Origin of the sequence: Streptomyces sp. CA-278952 (assembly GCF_028747205.1) — a bacterium.
Classification (GTDB): domain Bacteria; phylum Actinomycetota; class Actinomycetes; order Streptomycetales; family Streptomycetaceae; genus Streptomyces.
Genome location: NZ_CP112880.1, coordinates 5,592,822 through 5,609,430, shown reverse-complemented (window position 1 = coordinate 5,609,430; position 16,609 = coordinate 5,592,822). Strand labels below are relative to the sequence as shown.

Here is a 16,609-nt window from a genome sequence, read left to right as displayed (position 1 = left end):
GAGGCAACGGACCGCAGCTTTCATAACGAAAGGGCCCCCACGCCGGTACCGCGGCATGGGGGCCCCTGGAGAGCGGACTACTTCTTGCCCTTGCTCTCACCCGCGGACTCGTCGGTCGACAGGACGGAGATGAAGGCGTCCTGCGGCACCTCCACGTTGCCGACCATCTTCATCCGCTTCTTGCCCTCCTTCTGCTTCTCCAGCAGCTTCCGCTTACGGGAGATGTCACCGCCGTAGCACTTGGCGAGGACGTCCTTGCGGATCGCGCGGACGGTCTCGCGGGCGATGACCCGGGCGCCGATGGCCGCCTGGATCGGCACCTCGAAGTTCTGCCGGGGGATGAGCTTCTGCAGCTTGGCGACGAGCCGCACGCCGTACGCGTACGCCTTGTCCTTGTGGGTGACCGCGGAGAACGCGTCCACCTTGTCGCCGTGCAGCAGGATGTCGACCTTGACGAGCTGCGCCGACTGCTCGCCGGTGGGCTCGTAGTCGAGGGAGGCGTACCCCCGGGTCTTGGACTTCAGCTGGTCGAAGAAGTCGAAGACGATCTCCGCGAGCGGCAGGGTGTAGCGGATCTCGACCCGGTCCTCGGAGAGGTAGTCCATGCCGAGCAGGGTGCCGCGCCGGTTCTGGCACAGCTCCATGATCGCGCCGATGAACTCGCTCGGGGCCAGCACCGTGGCGCGGACCACCGGCTCGTGCACCTTGTCGATCTTGCCCTCGGGGAACTCGCTCGGGTTGGTGACGACGTGCTCGGTGCCGTCCTCCATCTCGACGCGGTAGACCACGTTGGGGGCGGTGGCGATCAGATCGAGGCCGAACTCGCGCTCCAGCCGCTCACGGACCACGTCCAGGTGGAGCAGGCCGAGGAAGCCGACGCGGAAGCCGAAGCCGAGCGCGGCGGAGGTCTCCGGCTCGTAGACCAGGGCGGCGTCGTTGAGCTGGAGCTTGTCCAGCGCCTCGCGCAGGTCCGGGTAGTCCGAGCCGTCCAGGGGATACAGCCCGGAGAACACCATCGGCTTGGGCTCCTTGTAGCCGCCCAGCGCCTCGGTCGCCCCGTTGTGCAGCGAGGTGATGGTGTCACCCACCTTGGACTGCCGGACGTCCTTCACCCCGGTGATGATGTAGCCGACCTCGCCCACGCCGATGCCGTCGGCCGGGGTCATCTCGGGGGACGACACCCCGATCTCCAGCAGCTCGTGGGTGGCGCCGGTCGACATCATGCGGATGCGCTCGCGCTTGTTGAGCTGCCCGTCGATGACACGGACATAGGTGACGACACCGCGGTACGCGTCGTAGACCGAGTCGAAGATCATCGCGCGGGCGGGGGCGTCCGCGACGCCGACCGGGGCCGGCACGTCCCGCACGACCCGGTCGAGCAGCGCGTCCACGCCGACGCCGGTCTTCGCGGAGACCTTGAGCACGTCCTCGGGCTGGCAGCCGATGAGGTTGGCCAGCTCCTCGGAGAACTTCTCCGGCTGCGCGGCGGGGAGGTCGATCTTGTTGAGCACCGGGACGATGGTGAGGTCGTTCTCCATCGCGAGATAGAGATTGGCCAGCGTCTGGGCCTCGATGCCCTGCGCGGCGTCGACCAGCAGGACCGTGCCCTCGCAGGCCGCGAGCGAACGGGAGACCTCGTAGGTGAAGTCCACGTGGCCCGGGGTGTCGATCATGTTGAGGATATGGGTGGTGCCCGTGTCCTCACCCGTGTTGGGGGCCCAGGGCAGCCGGACCGCCTGGGACTTGATGGTGATGCCGCGCTCGCGCTCGATGTCCATCCGGTCGAGGTACTGAGCACGCATCTGCCGCTGGTCGACCACTCCGGTCAGCTGAAGCATCCGGTCGGCGAGGGTCGACTTGCCGTGGTCGATGTGCGCGATGATGCAGAAATTGCGGATCAGCGCCGGGTCGGTACGGCTCGGCTCGGGCACGTTGGAAGGAGTCGCGGGCACGCAGGGTCCTGATTCTTGAGACGCCGAACGCCGTGTCTCGGGTCGATGTCGGGTCGGTCGGATCGATACGTAGGCTCCATCGTCCCACGCCTGCGGGACAGCGACCGGTTTGGGCCGGTCGGAGGGTGACTGCTACCGTGGGCAGCTGTGCCTCGTGGCTCTCACGAGCGGCGCGGCTCACCTGGAAGATCCAACGAACCTGAAAAGGCTCTATTCGTGGCGAACATCAAGTCCCAGATCAAGCGGAACAAGACCAACGAGAAGGCGCGCCTGCGCAACAAGGCCGTCAAGTCGTCGCTCAAGACCGCGATCCGCAAGGCCCGCGAGGCCGCCGTTGCCGGTGACGTCGAGAAGGCCACCACGGCCGTCCGCGACGCTTCCCGTCAGCTCGACAAGGCTGTCTCGAAGGGTGTCATCCACAAGAACGCCGCCGCCAACAAGAAGTCGGCGCTGGCGTCCAAGGTTGCCTCCCTGCAGGCCTGAGCTTCTTCCCGAAGCTCACTGATGTGACCGCCGGAACGGACCAGACGGGCCCTCTCTCCCGCCCCTGACCGGCACCCCGCGCCGCACACCGAACCTGCGTTCGCCACGCGGGTGCGGCGCACCCAGAGTGTGACCCGGAAGCCCCGGCCCCCGATCTCCCCAGACCGAGGACCGGGGCTTCCGCACGTGCGGGCCCACCCGGCCCACCCGGCGCGCCGGGGCACGTCCAGCCCGTCCGGCGTTTGAGGACGGAACCGGCGATCGCACGAGAGCGTGCACCATCCCAACACGATGCCGAGGCAATCCCAGCCCGTCCGGCGCTCAAGGACGGAACCGGCGGTCGCACGAGAGCGTGCACCATCCCAGCCCGTCCGGTGTGTGAGGGCGGAACCGGTCACCACAGGGCCCCGCGTCCGGCGGCGAACCGCCCACCACGCCCCGAGAGGCCTACCGTCCCGTCCGCGCGGCCCTCGCGACCACGACGACGGCCTTCTCCAGGGCGTACTCGGGATCGTCCCCCCCGCCCTTCACCCCCGCGTCCGCCGCCGCCACCGCCCGCAGGGCCACCGCGACCCCGTCCGGCGTCCATCCCCGCATCTGCTGCCGCACCCGGTCGATCTTCCACGGCGGCATACCCAGCTCCCGGGCCAGATCGGCCGGCCGGCCCCCCCGGGCCGAGGACAGCTTCCCGATCGCCCTCACCCCCTGCGCCAACGCACTGGTGATCAGGACGGGCGGGACCCCGGTCGACAACGACCACCGCAGTGCCTCCAGCGCCTCCGCCGCGCGCCCCTCGACCGCCCGGTCGGCGACGGTGAACGACGAGGCTTCCGCCCGGCCGGTGTAATAGCGCCCGACGACCGCCTCGTCGATCGTGCCCTCGACGTCCGCGATCAGCTGGGACACCGCACTCGCCAGCTCCCGCAGGTCGCTGCCGATGGAGTCGACCAGCGCCTGGCAGGCCTCCGGCGTCGCGGACCGCCCGTGCGCCCGGAACTCCGACCGTACGAAGGAGAGCCGCTCGGCGGGCTTGGTGGTCTTCGGGCAGGCGACCTCCCGCGCCCCGGCCTTGCGCGCCGCGTCCAGCAGCCCCTTGCCCTTGGCGCCGCCCGCGTGCAGCAGGACGAGCGTGATCTCCTCGACCGGCGCGCCGAGATACGCCTTGACGTCCTTGATCGTGTCGGCCGAGAGGTCCTGCGCGTTGCGCACGACCACGACCTTGCGCTCGGCGAAGAGCGAGGGGCTGGTGAGCTCGGCGAGCGTGCCGGGCTGCAACTGGTCCGACGCCAGATCACGTACGTCCGTGTCGGCGTCGGCAGCACGGGCGGCCGCCACCACCTGCTGCACCGCACGGTCCAGGAGGAGGTCCTCCTGGCCCACGGCGAGGGTGAGGGGCGCGAGCGGATCGTCGGTGGAATTCTTCCTGGTGGCCATCGCGATCCAGCATCCCACGCCCCACTGACAGCCGGACGGCCCCAGGCCCCCTGCCGGGGCGCGGGGCCGGGGCGCGGGGCCGGGGCGCGGGGCCGGGGCGCGGGGCCGGGGCTCCCGTACCGGAGAATGACCGGGTGAGCGATGTGAGACATGTACTGGTGCTGCCCGACCGCGATGCCGCGGAGGAGGTGGCCGGGGAGCTGGCGGACCGCTTCGGGGTCGCCGAGGAGCCTCAGCTCGTACGGGACGCGCTGGCCGGCGAGGACGACGCCGAGGACGCCCAGTGGCTGGTGGTCGTGGAGGACGCGGCCGGGCGCCTGGACCCGGCCGCGCTCGACGCGTTCGCGGAGGAGTACGAAGGCTGGCTGGAGAAGCCGTGACGCCGGCCGGCACAGCCTTGAGAACGATCCGGGCGGCTCAGCCCCCGGAACGAACCGGTCGGCTCAGCCCTTGGGCACGATCTGGATGTCGAGGTCAATGACGATGCTCGGCCCCACCACGGCGATCCCGCGCGCCACCATGGTCTGCCAGGTGAGGGTGAAGTCCTCGCGGTGCAGTTCGGTGGTGGCCCGGCAGGCGGCGCGTGTCTCGCCCTCCAGGCCGCTGCCGATCCCGAGGTACTGGGTGTCCAGCGTCACGGTACGGCTGACGCCGTGCAGGGTCAGCGCCCCGGTGACACCCCACCGGCTGCCGCCCCGGTGGACGAAGCGCTCGCTGTAGAACTCCAGCGTCGGATAACGGCCGACGTCGAGGAAGTCGCCGGAGCGCAGGTGGTCGTCGCGCATCTGCACATTGGTGTCGATCGAGGCCGCGTCGATGATCACGTGCATGGCGGAGTCCTCCATGCGGTCGGCGATCCGGACCGCCCCGGCGAAGGTGTTGAACCTGCCGTGGATGCGCGCCAGCCCGATGTGCCGGGCGGTGAACCCGATCTGCGAGTGGTTCGGCTCGATGTCCCAGTCGCCGGGGTCGGGCAGCTGCGGCGGCTGCGCCACCTGGAGGGTCACATCGCCCAGAGTGGCGTGCGCGCCCTCGGCCACGGTCACCGCTCCGTGGAACGGGGTGAAGCCCTCAGCCGTGATCGCCAGCCGGTAGTCGCCCGCCGGGACCGTGGCGAGAACACTGCCGAAGGGGTCCGTCTCGCCGCCGATCACCTTGCGGCCCGCGCTGTCGGTCACGACGAACTCGGCCTGCTGAACCGGTTCGTTGACCGGATCCAGCACCCGGCAGTTGAGCACGCCCGCGGTACGGGGCACCTTGAATCCGGCGAAGGCCCCACCGCGCCCACCCGCCTGGCCTCTGTTTCCCAGCCAACGGCCGAACATCTCTACGTACCCCCAGGGGCGCTGCACGCTTCGGGCCCCTGACACGTAGACGTCTTCGTCGAATCAGTGGCCCGCCGACGAGCATGCATTCGATCACTATTGCGGCGTTCGAGGCAAACGGAGAACCTCGGAGGGTCTTGTACGGAGCTGCTACAGGGTGTAATGAGGTGTGCGGACGTATGGCGAGGTGCGATGAGCTGCGACGAGCTGTACGCAGGTGTTACCGGAGGTCCGAATAGCGAGGTCCGCTTGTCTGGATCAGTCGCTCGTAGCGTTCGTCCTGGGCATTCGTCTGTGACGTTCGCGTGTCACCGGGGGCCGGCGTCGGGTCCCGGCGCCGCGACCGCCTCCCGGAGCTGGGGAACCCGGGAGAGCCGCACCCCGAAATGGTCCCGGTAGGCGGCGAGCACCTCCTCGTCCGTGGCCAGTTCCGTACGGTGCTGATCCCCGCCGACCGTGGTGACCAAAGTCCGTCCGCTCAGCGTCACCCGCCCGGTCTCCGTGTACCGGGAGCACACCAGGGACCGGGTGAAGTGCGAGTCCGGCGAGGTGCGGTGGTACCAGGCCCCGCCCCGGAACTCCGGCAGCGTCCGTGGCCTCAGGTCGAGCCGGAACTGCCGTGAGCCTCCGCGCAGCAGATCCAGGTCCCCCTGCGGCGCCCGACGGAGCCGGAACACGCCCCGGGGATCCTCCTGATCCGCCCGATCGTCGAGCGCCAGCGGCCACAGCGCGTTGTCGCCGAACCCGACATCCGCCAGCCAGGGCCCCGAACCGTCCTCGGTCTCCACCCGCAGCGCCATGTGGTCGTACGGAATGCCCAGGCGGCCGCCGTCTCCGAAGACCCGGGCCTGGAGCAGGCTCACCCGGAAGCCGAGGGCACGCAGCAACGCCCCGAACGCGCCGTTCAGTTCGTAGCAGAAACCGCCGCGACCGCCGGTCACCTTGTCCATGAGCGCCCGTTCGTCCAGCACGATGTCCTCGCCCAGATGGACCGAGAGGTTCTCGAAGGGCACGGCAAGCAGATGCCGGTGTTGCAGGTCGCGCAGCGCTTCGATGCCTGCCCGCGCCGGACGGCCCGCGCCGATCCGGGTGAGATAGGCGTCGACGGCGGCGGGGGTGATGCCGTCGACGCCGTTGCCGGGTCCCGGGACGGAGGCGCCGGACGTCGTGGGTGTCTGCGAGGTCATGGGCCCAGTCTGCGCCCGCTCCCGCCCCGAGGACCACCGGTCCCACTCCAGGTCCCACGACGGGTCCTAGGACTCCTGACCGAGGCCCCTTGCCCGAAGCGTGGCACAGTGATCGCGGTCTAGCCTGACGGGCATGACCGGACCCGATCCCGCGCGCAGCCGGGAGCAGCGCAAGCAGGACACCCTGAACCGTCTGCGACAGGACGAGGACGCGTGGGTGGCGACAGCCTCCGCGGCCGGCGTTCCCACGCTGGTCCCGCTGTCGTTCCTCTGGGACGACGACACCGGCACCCTGGTCATGGCCACCCGGCGGACCAATCCCACCGCCGTCAACGTGACTCCCGCCGGCCCGATCCGCATCACCCTCGGCCACACCCGCGACGTGGTACTGATCGAGGGCGGGGCGAGGATCCTGGAGGGGGCCGACCTTCCCTCCGCGACACGGGGCGCCTTCGCCGCGAAGCTCCGATGGGACCCGCGCACCCCCGTCTGGGTGTTTCTGCACATCACCCCGGACTCCGTGCGCGCCTGGCGCGAGGTGAACGAACTCGCCGACCGCGACCTGATGCTCGCCGGAACGTGGCTGGTCTGACCCGAGCGCCGTCATGACCGGCCCACCGCCCGCAGCTTCTTCCCGGTGCCCGCCACCGCGATCGCGCCGTCGATGTCGGTGCGCAGGACCCGGGCCCCGGCCGCCCTGAGGGCGCCCACCGTGCGGGCCGAGGGGTGTCCGTACGGGTTGTCCGCGCCGCAGGAGATGAGCGCCAGCCTCGGCCGTACGCCGTGGAGCAGCCCGGTGTCCTGGAACGCCGAGCCGTGGTGGGCCACCTTGAGGACGTCCACCGGACCCGAGGCCTCCCGGCCGCGCAGCAACTCCCGCTGGGCCGGAGGTTCGAGGTCCCCGAGGAGCAGCAGCGTCAGCCCGCCGGCCGCCCGTACGCGCAGCGTGACGCTGGAGTCGTTCGGCTCCCGCACCAGCGACCCCGCTCCCCCCGGCCCTTGGCGCGGCCAGAGGACCCGCCAGTCGACCGGGCCCGCCCGGCGGTGCTCACCCGCAACGGCCCGCATCGTCGGGACCCGCGCCGCAGCCGCTGTCCGCCGTACGAACGCGGCCTGTTCCGGCGGCTCTTCGAGGCTCGTCGTCTGGATCGCGGCCACCGCCCTGCCCCGGAGCACGCCCGGCAGCCCCCGCACATGGTCGGCGTGGAAGTGAGTGAGGACCACGAGGGGGACGCGGGTCACCGCGAGGTCGCGCAGACACCGGTCGACCGCACGGGGGTCGGGTCCGGCGTCGACGACCACTCCTGTGCCCTCCCCCGCCATGAGCACCATCGCGTCGCCCTGCCCCACGTCGCAGAGCGCGAACGCCCAGTCGGGCGGCGGCCATCCGGTCACGATCCGGGTCAGCGGAACCGGCCTCAGCACCGCCAGCACGAGGAGCAGCCCCGTGGCCGCGCAGATCCACGGGTGGCGGGCCAGCCGCGGCGCCAGGAGCACGGCCGCCACCGTGAGACCGGCCAGCAGCGCCGCGCCGGACCACCCTCCGGGCCACTGGGCCTCAGCCCCGGGAAGGTCCGCCCCCGTGCGGGCGACCGTGGCGATCCACCCGACCGGCCAGGCGGCGATCCCGGCCAGCAGTTCGGCCGCCGGCGGGGCGACCGGGGCGACGGCGAGGGCCGCGAACCCGAGCACCGTCGCCGGTGCCACCGCGAACTCCGCCAGCAGGTTGCACGGGACCGCCACCAGGCTGACCCGTGAGGCCAGGACCACCACCACGGGTGCGCACACGGCCTGCGCGGCGGCCGCCGCGGCCAGTACCTCGGCCAGCCTGCCCGGCACCCGCCGCGCCCGCAGGGCGACGCTCCACCGTGGCGCGAGGGTCAGCAGCGCACCGGTGGCGAGCACCGACAGCAGGAAGCCGTAGCTCCGGGCGAGCCAGGGATCGTAGAGGACCAGGAGGACGACAGCCGCCGCCAGGGCGGGAATCAGGGATCTCCGGCGCCCCGTTCCGATCGCGAGGAGCGTGATGAGACCGCAGGCTGCCGCACGGAGCACGCTCGGTTCCGGACGGCACACGACGATGAAGGCGAGGGTCAGCCCACCGCCGATCAACGCGGTCCCTCGCAGGGAGAGCCCCAACGCAGGTGCCAGGCCGCGGCGTTCCGCGCTCAGCGCCGACCCGGGCGGCCCGACGAGGAGGAAGAGCAGAATCGACAGATTTGCCCCGGAAACGCTCAAGAGGTGCGTCAGATCAGTCGCCTTGAAGGCGTCGTGGAGTTCGGGAGGGACCCTGGAGGTGTCACCGACCACCAGCCCCGGCAACAGCGCACGGGCGTCCGCGTCCAGATCGTCCGTCGCCTCCCGCAACCCGGCACGCAGTCCCCCGGCCGTGCGCTGGGTCCACGTCGGCGGACCGGTGATCCGAGGCGCCCCCTCGTCGTCCACCCGGAGGACCGCCGCCAGGCGTTCGCCCTCGTGGGCGGGGGGCGAGAGCCTGCCGCCGAGCCGGAGCCGGGTGGACGGCAGCAGCTTCTGCCAGTCCGCCCGGTGGTCGCCCGCCGCGACCATGAGCAGCACCGGTGTCCGGACCCGGGCGCCCGAGCCGTCCGGCGTCCGTACCTCCATGACCTCGGCGTCGATCAGGAGAAGGGGCGGGGTGCTGTGGTTGCCCCGGACCACCGGGCGGGTCGTCCGGGGATCCGAGGTCACCCGTACGTCGGCGTCGATCCGCGCGTACTCCTCTGCCAGCCCGGGGACGGGACCGCGCCGCACATCGGCCCCGTGCAGTCCTGCCACGGCCGCACCCGCCGCCGCGCACAGCAGGACGGCTCCCCCGGCGGCGACGGCCCGGGACCGTCCGGCGGGCCTCCCCTCCCGCGAGGTGCGCGAGGCCACCACCAGCAGAACGACCGCCGGCACCAGACAGGCGGCGGCCACGGCGGCCGCCCACTTCCCCGGCAGCCCCAGCGTCGACGCCGCAGCCGCCCAGACCGCCAGGGCGGGCGGAACCAGCCGCAGGTCCGCGGGCCCGTCCGCTCGCGCCCCTGCCCCACACGGCGCACCCGAATCGCCCGAATCCCCCGACGCACCCGACGCACTCGGCGTTCCCGGAACACGCGGTGCACACGCCGAGCTGCCCGCGGCATCGCCCGCTCCCCGGACGTAGTCCTGGGCCTCCCGGCTGCTCATGGCCGGACGAGCGGCTGGAGTTCGGCGAAGCGGCGGTCGCCGATGCCCTTGACCTGCCGGAGCTCGTCGACGGACCGGAATCCGTTGTTCTCCGTGCGGTAGTCGATCATGTGCTGGGCCAGCACGGGGCCGACCCCTGGCAGCGTTTCCAGCTGCTCCGCCGTCGCCGTGTTCAGACTCAGCGGTGCCGAGGGGCCGGGCCCGCCCGGCGTGCCGCCCGGCCTGTCGGCCCCGGCGTGCCCGCCACCGACCGTCCCGGGGGCCGGCGGCCCGGGCGGTAGGCCCACGACGACCTGCTCACCGTCCAGCAGGACCCGCGCCCGATTGAGCCCCGTCACATCCGTGCCCGCGCGCACACCACCCGCCGCGTCGAGCGCGTCCGCCACCCGCGAGCCCGCCGGGAGCCGGCGGACCCCCGGCCGACGCACCTTGCCGCTTACATCGACGACGATCTGCCCGCTTCCGCTGCCACCCGCGTCCGGCGGCGCCCCTCCGGCCGGACGGGGGACCTGGCGGGGGCCCCCGGACCGTAACGGGTCCGGTGGCAGCGCGGGCGCCGCCGCCTCGTCCGCGACCGGTTCCGGCGCGCGCACGGTCTGGGGGCGTACGGACCAGAAGTGGAACGCCGCGACACCCACCGCGGCAAGCAGGACCATCCCGAGCACCAGCGGCGTGCGCGGCGCCATCCCGCACCGGAGCCGCACCCACAACGGCAGCCGCTCACGGACGGCCGACACGAGACGGCCCGCCCTGGACGTACCCCCAGACATCGCCCCCGGGGCCTCGGACACGGGTACGAGCACGGGCTCCACCTCACGTACCGATACGGGCGCGGGCTCCGCCTCACATACCGATACGGGCGCGGGCTCCGCCTCACGTACCGATACGGGCGCGGGCTCCGCCTCACGTACCGATACGGGCGCGGGCTCCGCCTCATGTACCGGTACGTGAGGCGGCTCCGGCTCACGTACCCGTGCGGGCGCTGTACCGCGCCCCGGCCCGGCGACATCTGCCATCAGCGCGTCCGCCCGACGACGCGCGGCCGCCGCGGCGCCAGCGGAACGCCCCCGCGCGGACAGCCGCCCACCGTGGCGCGCACCGGAACGCGTGCCGGGGCCCACGCCCGCCCGGCCGCTCGGGCGCGTGCCCGAACCGCGCCGCACCCGTGCGGGCGTCCTCGCCGACAACAAATCGGGCGACGAAGACGAGGGCGAAGACGAGGGCGAAGACGAAGGTGTGGGTGGGAACGTGGACGATGCGGGGGATGACAGGGCAGAGGCGGAAAGAGCATCGGGAGCCGACGCCCGAGAAGATCGAAGGGCCATGCCTCACGACGTTAGGCACATCCGCCCGAACCCGCTGAGCAGCGCCGATTCCTGTGGAGAGACCGGCGGTTGTGGACAACTCGACCACTCCACGGGGTGAAATCCCGCTCACCGCGGGGAGATCAGCGGGAGCAGATCACCGCAGGGAGATCACCGCGCCGAGCAGCCCCGGCCCCGTGTGCGCCCCGATCACCGCGCCGACCTCGCTGACGTGGAGGTCGACCAGGCCGGGAACGCGCTCGCGCAGCCGCTCGGCCAGGCGCTCCGCACGCTCCGGGGCGGCGAGGTGGTGGACGGCGATGTCCACCGGGGCCGCCCCCGCCCGCTCGGCGACGATCTCCTCCAGGCGGGCAATGGCCTTGGACGCCGTCCGCACCTTCTCCAGCATCTCGATCCGTCCCGCGTCGAGTTCCAGGATCGGTTTCACCGCCAGCGCGGATCCCAGCAGGGCCTGCGCCGTACCGATGCGTCCGCCCCGGCGCAGATAGTCGAGCGTGTCGACATAGAAATACGCCGAGGTGCCGGCGGCCCGCTTCTCCGCGGCCGACACCGCCTCGTCCAGGCCGCCGCCCGCCTCGGCGGTCTCCGCAGCCGCCAGAGCGCAGAAGCCCAGGGCCATGGCGACCATGCCGGTGTCCACCACACGTACGGGAACGGGGGCGTCCGCCGCCGCGAGCAGCGCGGCGTCGTACGTGCCGGAGAACTCCGAGGACAGGTGCAGCGACACCACCGCGTCCGCGCCGCCCTCGGCCGCCGTTCGGTAGGCCGCGGCGAAGACCTCGGGGCTGGGGCGGGACGTGGTCACGGAGTGGCGTTTCTGCAGAGCCTGGGCGAGCGAGCGTGCCGAGATCTCCGTGCCCTCCTCCAGCGCCCGGTCGCCCAGGACGACGGTCAGCGGCACTGCGGTGATGCCGTGCCGTTCCATCGTCGGGCGCGGCAGGTAGGCCGTGGAATCGGTGACGATAGCGACATGGCGGGACATGAGCCGGAGGTTACCTGGCATGGTGGGAGTGCGGCAGCCCGGCCCCGGCCCTCTGATCATTCATGGCCGCTTGGGAGCGTATCCGGCCGGGTCGGGGATGCGCCGGAGCCGTCGCGCGTGCGTCAGTTCGTCGTTTCCGGCCGGGTGGACTTCTGCCAGGGGTAGGTGGTGCGCAGCCGCGGGTCCGGGGCGGTGATCGCCTGCGGGCTCTCCTCGCGGGCCGGTCCGGACCACGCCTGGTCGGCCGTGCTGCTGTTCCCGGCCGAGAAGTCCGCCGAGGCGGCCGGCTCGGGCCAGTCCGTCCCGGGGCCCTGGCCCGGTGTCGAGGCGGGTGCCGCCGCGCCCGATGCCTGCGACGGCTCCTCGACGGTCCAGTGCCGCAGCGCGCCGGCCTCGATGTCGATCTGCGCGTTCAGCGCGTCCAGGTCGTCGTCGGCGAACTGCCGCGCCCTGTCCCGCGCCGCCCAGCGCAGCGACTCCGCCGAGTGCGTGATCCGCTGCGTGCGCTCCCTCAGCTTGGGCAGCAGGCCCGAGACCGTCGCCCGGTCCGGCTCGCGCTCCAGCCGCTTCAGCTCGTCGTCCAGTTCGAGACCATGCTCGCTCAGCCTGCGGAACAGTGCCACGGACTCCGCCAGGGACGCGTCCTCGGCGGCGCCTGCGTGCAGCGCGTCCTGTGTGGCGCGCATCGAGGTGCGCAGGGCGAGCCGGAGCTGCGCCAGCTCGCCGGCGACGCCCGTCTGCCCGAAGCTCTTGGCCCGGAGGGTGGTGTCCTCCACGGTGCGCCGAGCCTGCGTGATCGTGCGGTCCACGCCTCGTTTGGCCGCACCGACGGCCTTCACTGTCGCGTAGACGCCCAGCGCGACGAACGCGACCAAGAGCAACGCCAGGATCGTGATCGCGGCTTCCATGAATGCCCCTCGATATCTCGATGCGGCCGCCGATACCGGTCGCCCCCTCCACCGTAAACGGAACGGGCAGGCCGAGGGTTCCTTCGGAACCCCCAACCTGCCCGTAGGGGATGGCCCTCACCACGCCCTCACCACGCACAGGGACCGTCACGCGGGGACGATGTTCACCAGCTTCGGCGCGCGCACGATCACCTTGCGGATCCCGGCCCCGCCCAGCGCCGCGACGACCGCCTCGTCGGCCAGGGCCAGCGCCTCCAGCTCCTCGTCCGTGATGGCGGGCGAGATCTCCAGGCGGGCCCTGACCTTGCCCTTGATCTGGACGACGCAGGTGACGGTCTCGTCCACGACGTACGCCGGGTCCGCCACCGGGAAGTCCTGGTGCACGACCGACTCGGTGTGGCCCAGCCGCCGCCACAGCTCCTCCGCGATGTGCGGGGCCAGTGGGGCGATCAGCAGGACCAGCCGCTCGGCGACGGAGCGAGACAGCGGGCCGCCGGCCTTCGTCAGGTGGTTGTTCAGCTCGGTGACCTTGGCGATGGCGGTGTTGAACCGCATCCCCGCCATGTCCTGGCCGACCCCGTCGATGGCCTTGTGCAGGGCACGCAGCGTGTCCTCGCCGGGCTCCCTGTCGACGACGGTGATCTCACCGGTCTCCTCGTCGACCACATTGCGCCACAGACGCTGCAGCAGCCGGTACTGGCCGATCACGGCCCGGGTGTCCCAGGGGCGCGACACATCCAGGGGGCCCATCGCCATCTCGTACAGGCGCAGCGTGTCCGCGCCGTACTCCGCGCAGATCTCGTCCGGCGTGACCGCGTTCTTCAGGGACTTGCCCATCTTGCCCAGGACGCGGCTGACCTTCTCGCCCTCGTGGTAGAACGCGCCGTCGCGCTCCTCCACCTCGGCGGCGGGAACGGCGATGCCCCGGCTGTCGCGGTAGACGAAGGCCTGGATCATGCCCTGGTTGTACAGCTTGTGGAACGGCTCGGCGGAGGAGATGTGGCCCAGGTCGTGCAGCACCTTGGACCAGAAGCGCGCGTACAGCAGGTGCAGAACGGCGTGCTCGGCGCCGCCGACGTACAGGTCGACACCGCCGGTGGGCTGCCCCTCGCGCGGGCCCATCCAGTACTGCTCGATCGCCGGATCGACCAGCTGACGGTCGTTGTTCGGGTCCAGGTAGCGCAGCTCGTACCAGCAGGAACCGGCCCAGTTGGGCATGGTGTTGGTCTCGCGGCGGTACTTCCGGGGGCCGGCGCCGTCGCCCAGGTCCAGCGTGACGTTGACCCAGTCGGCGTTGCGCGACAGCGGGGTCTCGGGCTGGGCGGTCGCGTCCTCCGGGTCGAAGGTGCGCGGGGAGTAGTCCTCGACCTCGGGCAGTTCCAGCGGCAGCATCGACTCGGGCAGCGGGTGGGCGATGCCGTCCTCGTCGTACACGATCGGGAACGGCTCGCCCCAGTAGCGCTGCCGGCTGAACAGCCAGTCGCGCAGCCGGAAGTTGACGGTGCCCTCTCCGACGCCGTGTTCCTTCAGCCAGTCGGTGATCCTCGCCTTGGCCTCGACGACGCCCAGGCCGTCCAGCGAGATTTCCTCGTTGGCGGAGTTGACCAGCTTCGCGTCGTACGAGGCGAAGGCGTCGTCCCACGTGGAGGGGTCGGTTCCGCGGTCGTCGGAGGGCTGGACGACGCAGCGCATCGGCAGCTCGAAGGCGCGCGCGAAGGCGAAGTCGCGCGCGTCGTGCGCCGGTACGGCCATGATCGCGCCGGTGCCGTAGCCCATCAGGACGTAGTCGGCGATGAAGACGGGGACCTTCTCGCCGCTGACCGGGTTGGTCGCGTACGCGCCGGTGAAGACGCCGGTCTTGTCCTTGGCCTCGGCCTGCCGCTCGACGTCGGACTTGGCGGCGGCCTGCTTGCGGTACGCGGTGACGGCCTCGGCCGGGCTCGCGTGGCCGCCGGTCCACACCGGGTGGGTGCCCTCGGGCCAGGCGGCCGGGATGATCCGCTCGACCATGTCGTGCTCGGGCGCCAGCACCATGTACGTCGCGCCGAACAGGGTGTCCTGGCGGGTGGTGAAGACGGTGATGCCGCCGGCGGTGTCCACCGGGAACTCGACCCGCGCGCCCTCGGAGCGGCCGATCCAGTTGCGCTGCTGCAGCTTGATGGCCTCGGGCCAGTCCAGCCCGTCCAGGTCGTTCAGCAGCCGGTCCGCGTAGGAGGTGATGCGCATGTTCCACTGGCGCAGCTTGGCCTTGAAGACGGGGAAGTTGCCGCGCTCGGAGCGGCCGTCGGCGGTGACCTCCTCGTTGGCCAGGACGGTGCCCAGCCCGGGCGACCAGTTCACCGGGGCGTCGGAGGCGTACGCCAGGCGGTACTCGCTCAGCAGGTCGGCGCGCTCGGTGGCGCTCAGCGCGCTCCACTCACGGCCGTCGGGGGTCGCGCGCGTACCGGTCTCGAACTGCTCGACCAGCTCGGCGATGGGGCGGGCCCGGTCGGCCTCGGAGTCGTACCAGGAGTTGAAGATCTGCAGGAAGATCCACTGCGTCCACTTGTAGTACTCGGCCTCGATCGTCGCGAAGGAGCGGCGGTTGTCGTGGCCCAGACCCAGCCGGCGCAGCTGGGCCTTCATGTTCTCCATGTTGGCCTCGGTGGAGACCCGGGGGTGGGTGCCCGTCTGGACGGCGTACTGCTCGGCGGGCAGGCCGAAGGCGTCGAAGCCCAGGGTGTGCAGCACGTTGTGGCCGGTCATCCGCTGGTGGCGGGCGTAGACATCGGTGGCGATGTAGCCCAGCGGGTGTCCGACGTGCAGCCCCGCACCCGAGGGGTACGGGAACATGTCCATGATGAACTTCTTCGGCTTGGCGGCCAGCTCCGGGTCGCCCGCCAGGTCACCGGTGGGGTTCGGCGCCTCGTACGTCCCCTCGGCGTCCCAGAAGTCCTGCCAGCGTGCCTCGATGTCAGCGGCCATCGCCGCCGTGTAGCGGTGCGGCGCGGCCGTCTCGGCTGCGGAATTCGTCTCGCTCATGATCCTCAAAGCTCCATCGATCGTCATCTGCCGGGGAAACGAAAAATCCCCTCGCACAGGAGGGGACGCCGCGCTGACTCCGACCAGGCGTTCTCACCGGTCGGGACTGTTCAGCGCGGCTCGCTAAGCAGAAGGCGTACGGCACGCATGGCGTCAGGGTACCGCAAGGGCCTGGAAGGGAGCGGGGAGCCGGGCGGCCGCCCGGCGGAGGGAACGCCCGGGGAGCGGGGTCACTCCGCGTACCGCCCCCTTTCGGGGCAACCGAGCAAAGCCCGTACTGGTTGGTAGGGGGCGTCCTGGCGTGCGGCAACGGGACCGCATTGCCGAAAGGCCGGACACCTGCCCGCTCGGCGAGCCCCTCCGGATAGCCGACTGGCCGGCCGCCGAGACCGCCGGGCAGTGCGGTCCGTGCAAGCCGGGGCTTCCCGCCGACCTCGCCGCACACCGCCGGCCGAGCAGCGACCCGCCCTGCCTGCCACGGGCCGACGAGCGCTGGGCAGTGGACGCGGCTGATCTCAGGCCGAAGCCGATCCGGACAGACGTAAATCCGGACAGGCGTGATCCGAACAGAAGAAGCGGGCCACCCGATCCGGGTGACCCGCTTCTTCACTGCCGATCTTGTGGAGCTAAGGAGAATTGAACTCCTGACCTCCTGCATGCCATGCAGGCGCTCTACCAACTGAGCTATAGCCCCTTGCTGCGTGCCGCCCGGTTTCCCTTGGCGACATCGAGAACATTACACGGTCCCCCCGGTGCTTCACCAAATCGTTTCCGGTCCGCACCGATACGCCCGATTCATCCCG

Annotated in this window: 12 protein-coding genes and 1 tRNA gene; 3 read left to right on the top strand and 10 right to left on the bottom strand. The window is 71.6% G+C overall.

Annotated elements, in window-relative coordinates; translation table 11 throughout:
* Nucleotides 1-77: 77 nt before the first annotated feature.
* The gene (gene lepA / locus N7925_RS25065) at nucleotides 78-1,952 is read right to left on the bottom strand and encodes a translation elongation factor 4 (RefSeq protein ID WP_265601688.1); all 1,875 of its coding nucleotides are present in this window, start codon (nucleotides 1,950-1,952) and stop codon (nucleotides 78-80) included.
* A gap of 216 nt (nucleotides 1,953-2,168) precedes the next feature.
* Here lepA and rpsT point away from each other — a divergent pair, with 216 nt between their 5' ends.
* Nucleotides 2,169-2,435, top strand: coding sequence for a 30S ribosomal protein S20 (gene rpsT / locus N7925_RS25060; protein ID WP_097866786.1), 267 nt, complete (start codon nucleotides 2,169-2,171; stop codon nucleotides 2,433-2,435).
* Between the two features lie 447 nt (nucleotides 2,436-2,882).
* Here the strand turns inward: rpsT and holA are convergent, their stop codons facing one another.
* Nucleotides 2,883-3,869 carry a DNA polymerase III subunit delta gene (holA, locus tag N7925_RS25055; RefSeq protein WP_265601687.1) on the bottom strand — a complete coding sequence of 329 codons (987 nt, stop codon included), beginning with the start codon at nucleotides 3,867-3,869 and terminating at the stop codon, nucleotides 2,883-2,885.
* A gap of 134 nt (nucleotides 3,870-4,003) precedes the next feature.
* On the opposite strand from holA, the gene N7925_RS25050 reads away from it, so the two are divergent.
* Nucleotides 4,004-4,249, top strand: coding sequence for a hypothetical protein (locus tag N7925_RS25050; protein ID WP_032791316.1), 246 nt, complete (start codon nucleotides 4,004-4,006; stop codon nucleotides 4,247-4,249).
* A 63-nt stretch (nucleotides 4,250-4,312) separates the two neighbouring features.
* On the opposite strand, the gene N7925_RS25045 is transcribed toward N7925_RS25050, so the two are convergent.
* Nucleotides 4,313-5,194 (bottom strand): YceI family protein, encoded by an 882-nt coding sequence (locus N7925_RS25045; protein ID WP_265603998.1) that lies wholly within the window; start codon nucleotides 5,192-5,194, stop codon nucleotides 4,313-4,315.
* A 308-nt stretch (nucleotides 5,195-5,502) separates the two neighbouring features.
* Complete coding sequence (locus N7925_RS25040) at nucleotides 5,503-6,381, bottom strand: arylamine N-acetyltransferase family protein (protein ID WP_274345225.1); 879 nt, start codon at nucleotides 6,379-6,381, stop codon at nucleotides 5,503-5,505.
* A 133-nt stretch (nucleotides 6,382-6,514) separates the two neighbouring features.
* Here N7925_RS25040 and N7925_RS25035 point away from each other — a divergent pair, with 133 nt between their 5' ends.
* Nucleotides 6,515-6,973 (top strand): pyridoxamine 5'-phosphate oxidase family protein, encoded by a 459-nt coding sequence (locus tag N7925_RS25035; protein ID WP_274345224.1) that lies wholly within the window; start codon nucleotides 6,515-6,517, stop codon nucleotides 6,971-6,973.
* 11 nt (nucleotides 6,974-6,984) lie between these two features.
* Here N7925_RS25035 and N7925_RS25030 read toward each other — a convergent pair whose 3' ends face one another.
* The 6 genes from N7925_RS25030 to N7925_RS25005 all read right to left on the bottom strand — a co-directional run bounded on the left by N7925_RS25030 (nucleotide 6,985) and on the right by N7925_RS25005 (nucleotide 16,500).
* Nucleotides 6,985-9,570, bottom strand: coding sequence for a ComEC/Rec2 family competence protein (locus N7925_RS25030; RefSeq protein ID WP_443032243.1), 2,586 nt, complete (start codon nucleotides 9,568-9,570; stop codon nucleotides 6,985-6,987).
* The gene (locus N7925_RS36225; protein ID WP_443032356.1) at nucleotides 9,567-10,256 is read right to left on the bottom strand and encodes a helix-hairpin-helix domain-containing protein; all 690 of its coding nucleotides are present in this window, start codon (nucleotides 10,254-10,256) and stop codon (nucleotides 9,567-9,569) included. The genes N7925_RS25030 and N7925_RS36225 overlap by 4 nt, the downstream gene beginning before the upstream one ends.
* A gap of 775 nt (nucleotides 10,257-11,031) precedes the next feature.
* Entirely contained in the window at nucleotides 11,032-11,877 is an 846-nt protein-coding gene (locus N7925_RS25020; protein ID WP_265601683.1) for a DegV family protein, read from the bottom strand.
* 122 nt (nucleotides 11,878-11,999) lie between these two features.
* Nucleotides 12,000-12,785, bottom strand: a complete 786-nt coding sequence (locus N7925_RS25015) for a hypothetical protein (protein ID WP_274345223.1) — start codon at nucleotides 12,783-12,785, stop codon at nucleotides 12,000-12,002.
* Between the two features lie 147 nt (nucleotides 12,786-12,932).
* Nucleotides 12,933-15,806 (bottom strand): leucine--tRNA ligase, encoded by a 2,874-nt coding sequence (gene leuS, locus N7925_RS25010; RefSeq protein ID WP_274345222.1) that lies wholly within the window; start codon nucleotides 15,804-15,806, stop codon nucleotides 12,933-12,935.
* A 621-nt stretch (nucleotides 15,807-16,427) separates the two neighbouring features.
* Nucleotides 16,428-16,500 (bottom strand) — tRNA-Ala (locus N7925_RS25005).
* Nucleotides 16,501-16,609: the final 109 nt, after the last annotated feature.

Coding starts and splice junctions, on each gene's coding strand:
- holA (WP_265601687.1), bottom strand. CDS start 3,869: ATGGCCACCAGGAAGAATTCCACCGACGATCCGCTCGCGCCCCTCACC.
- N7925_RS25045 (WP_265603998.1), bottom strand. CDS start 5,194: ATGTTCGGCCGTTGGCTGGGAAACAGAGGCCAGGCGGGTGGGCGCGGT.
- N7925_RS25040 (WP_274345225.1), bottom strand. CDS start 6,381: ATGACCTCGCAGACACCCACGACGTCCGGCGCCTCCGTCCCGGGACCC.
- N7925_RS25035 (WP_274345224.1), top strand. CDS start 6,515: ATGACCGGACCCGATCCCGCGCGCAGCCGGGAGCAGCGCAAGCAGGAC.
- N7925_RS25030 (WP_443032243.1), bottom strand. CDS start 9,570: ATGAGCAGCCGGGAGGCCCAGGACTACGTCCGGGGAGCGGGCGATGCC.
- N7925_RS36225 (WP_443032356.1), bottom strand. CDS start 10,256: ATGGCGCCGCGCACGCCGCTGGTGCTCGGGATGGTCCTGCTTGCCGCG.
- N7925_RS25020 (WP_265601683.1), bottom strand. CDS start 11,877: ATGTCCCGCCATGTCGCTATCGTCACCGATTCCACGGCCTACCTGCCG.
- N7925_RS25015 (WP_274345223.1), bottom strand. CDS start 12,785: ATGGAAGCCGCGATCACGATCCTGGCGTTGCTCTTGGTCGCGTTCGTC.
- leuS (WP_274345222.1), bottom strand. CDS start 15,806: ATGAGCGAGACGAATTCCGCAGCCGAGACGGCCGCGCCGCACCGCTAC.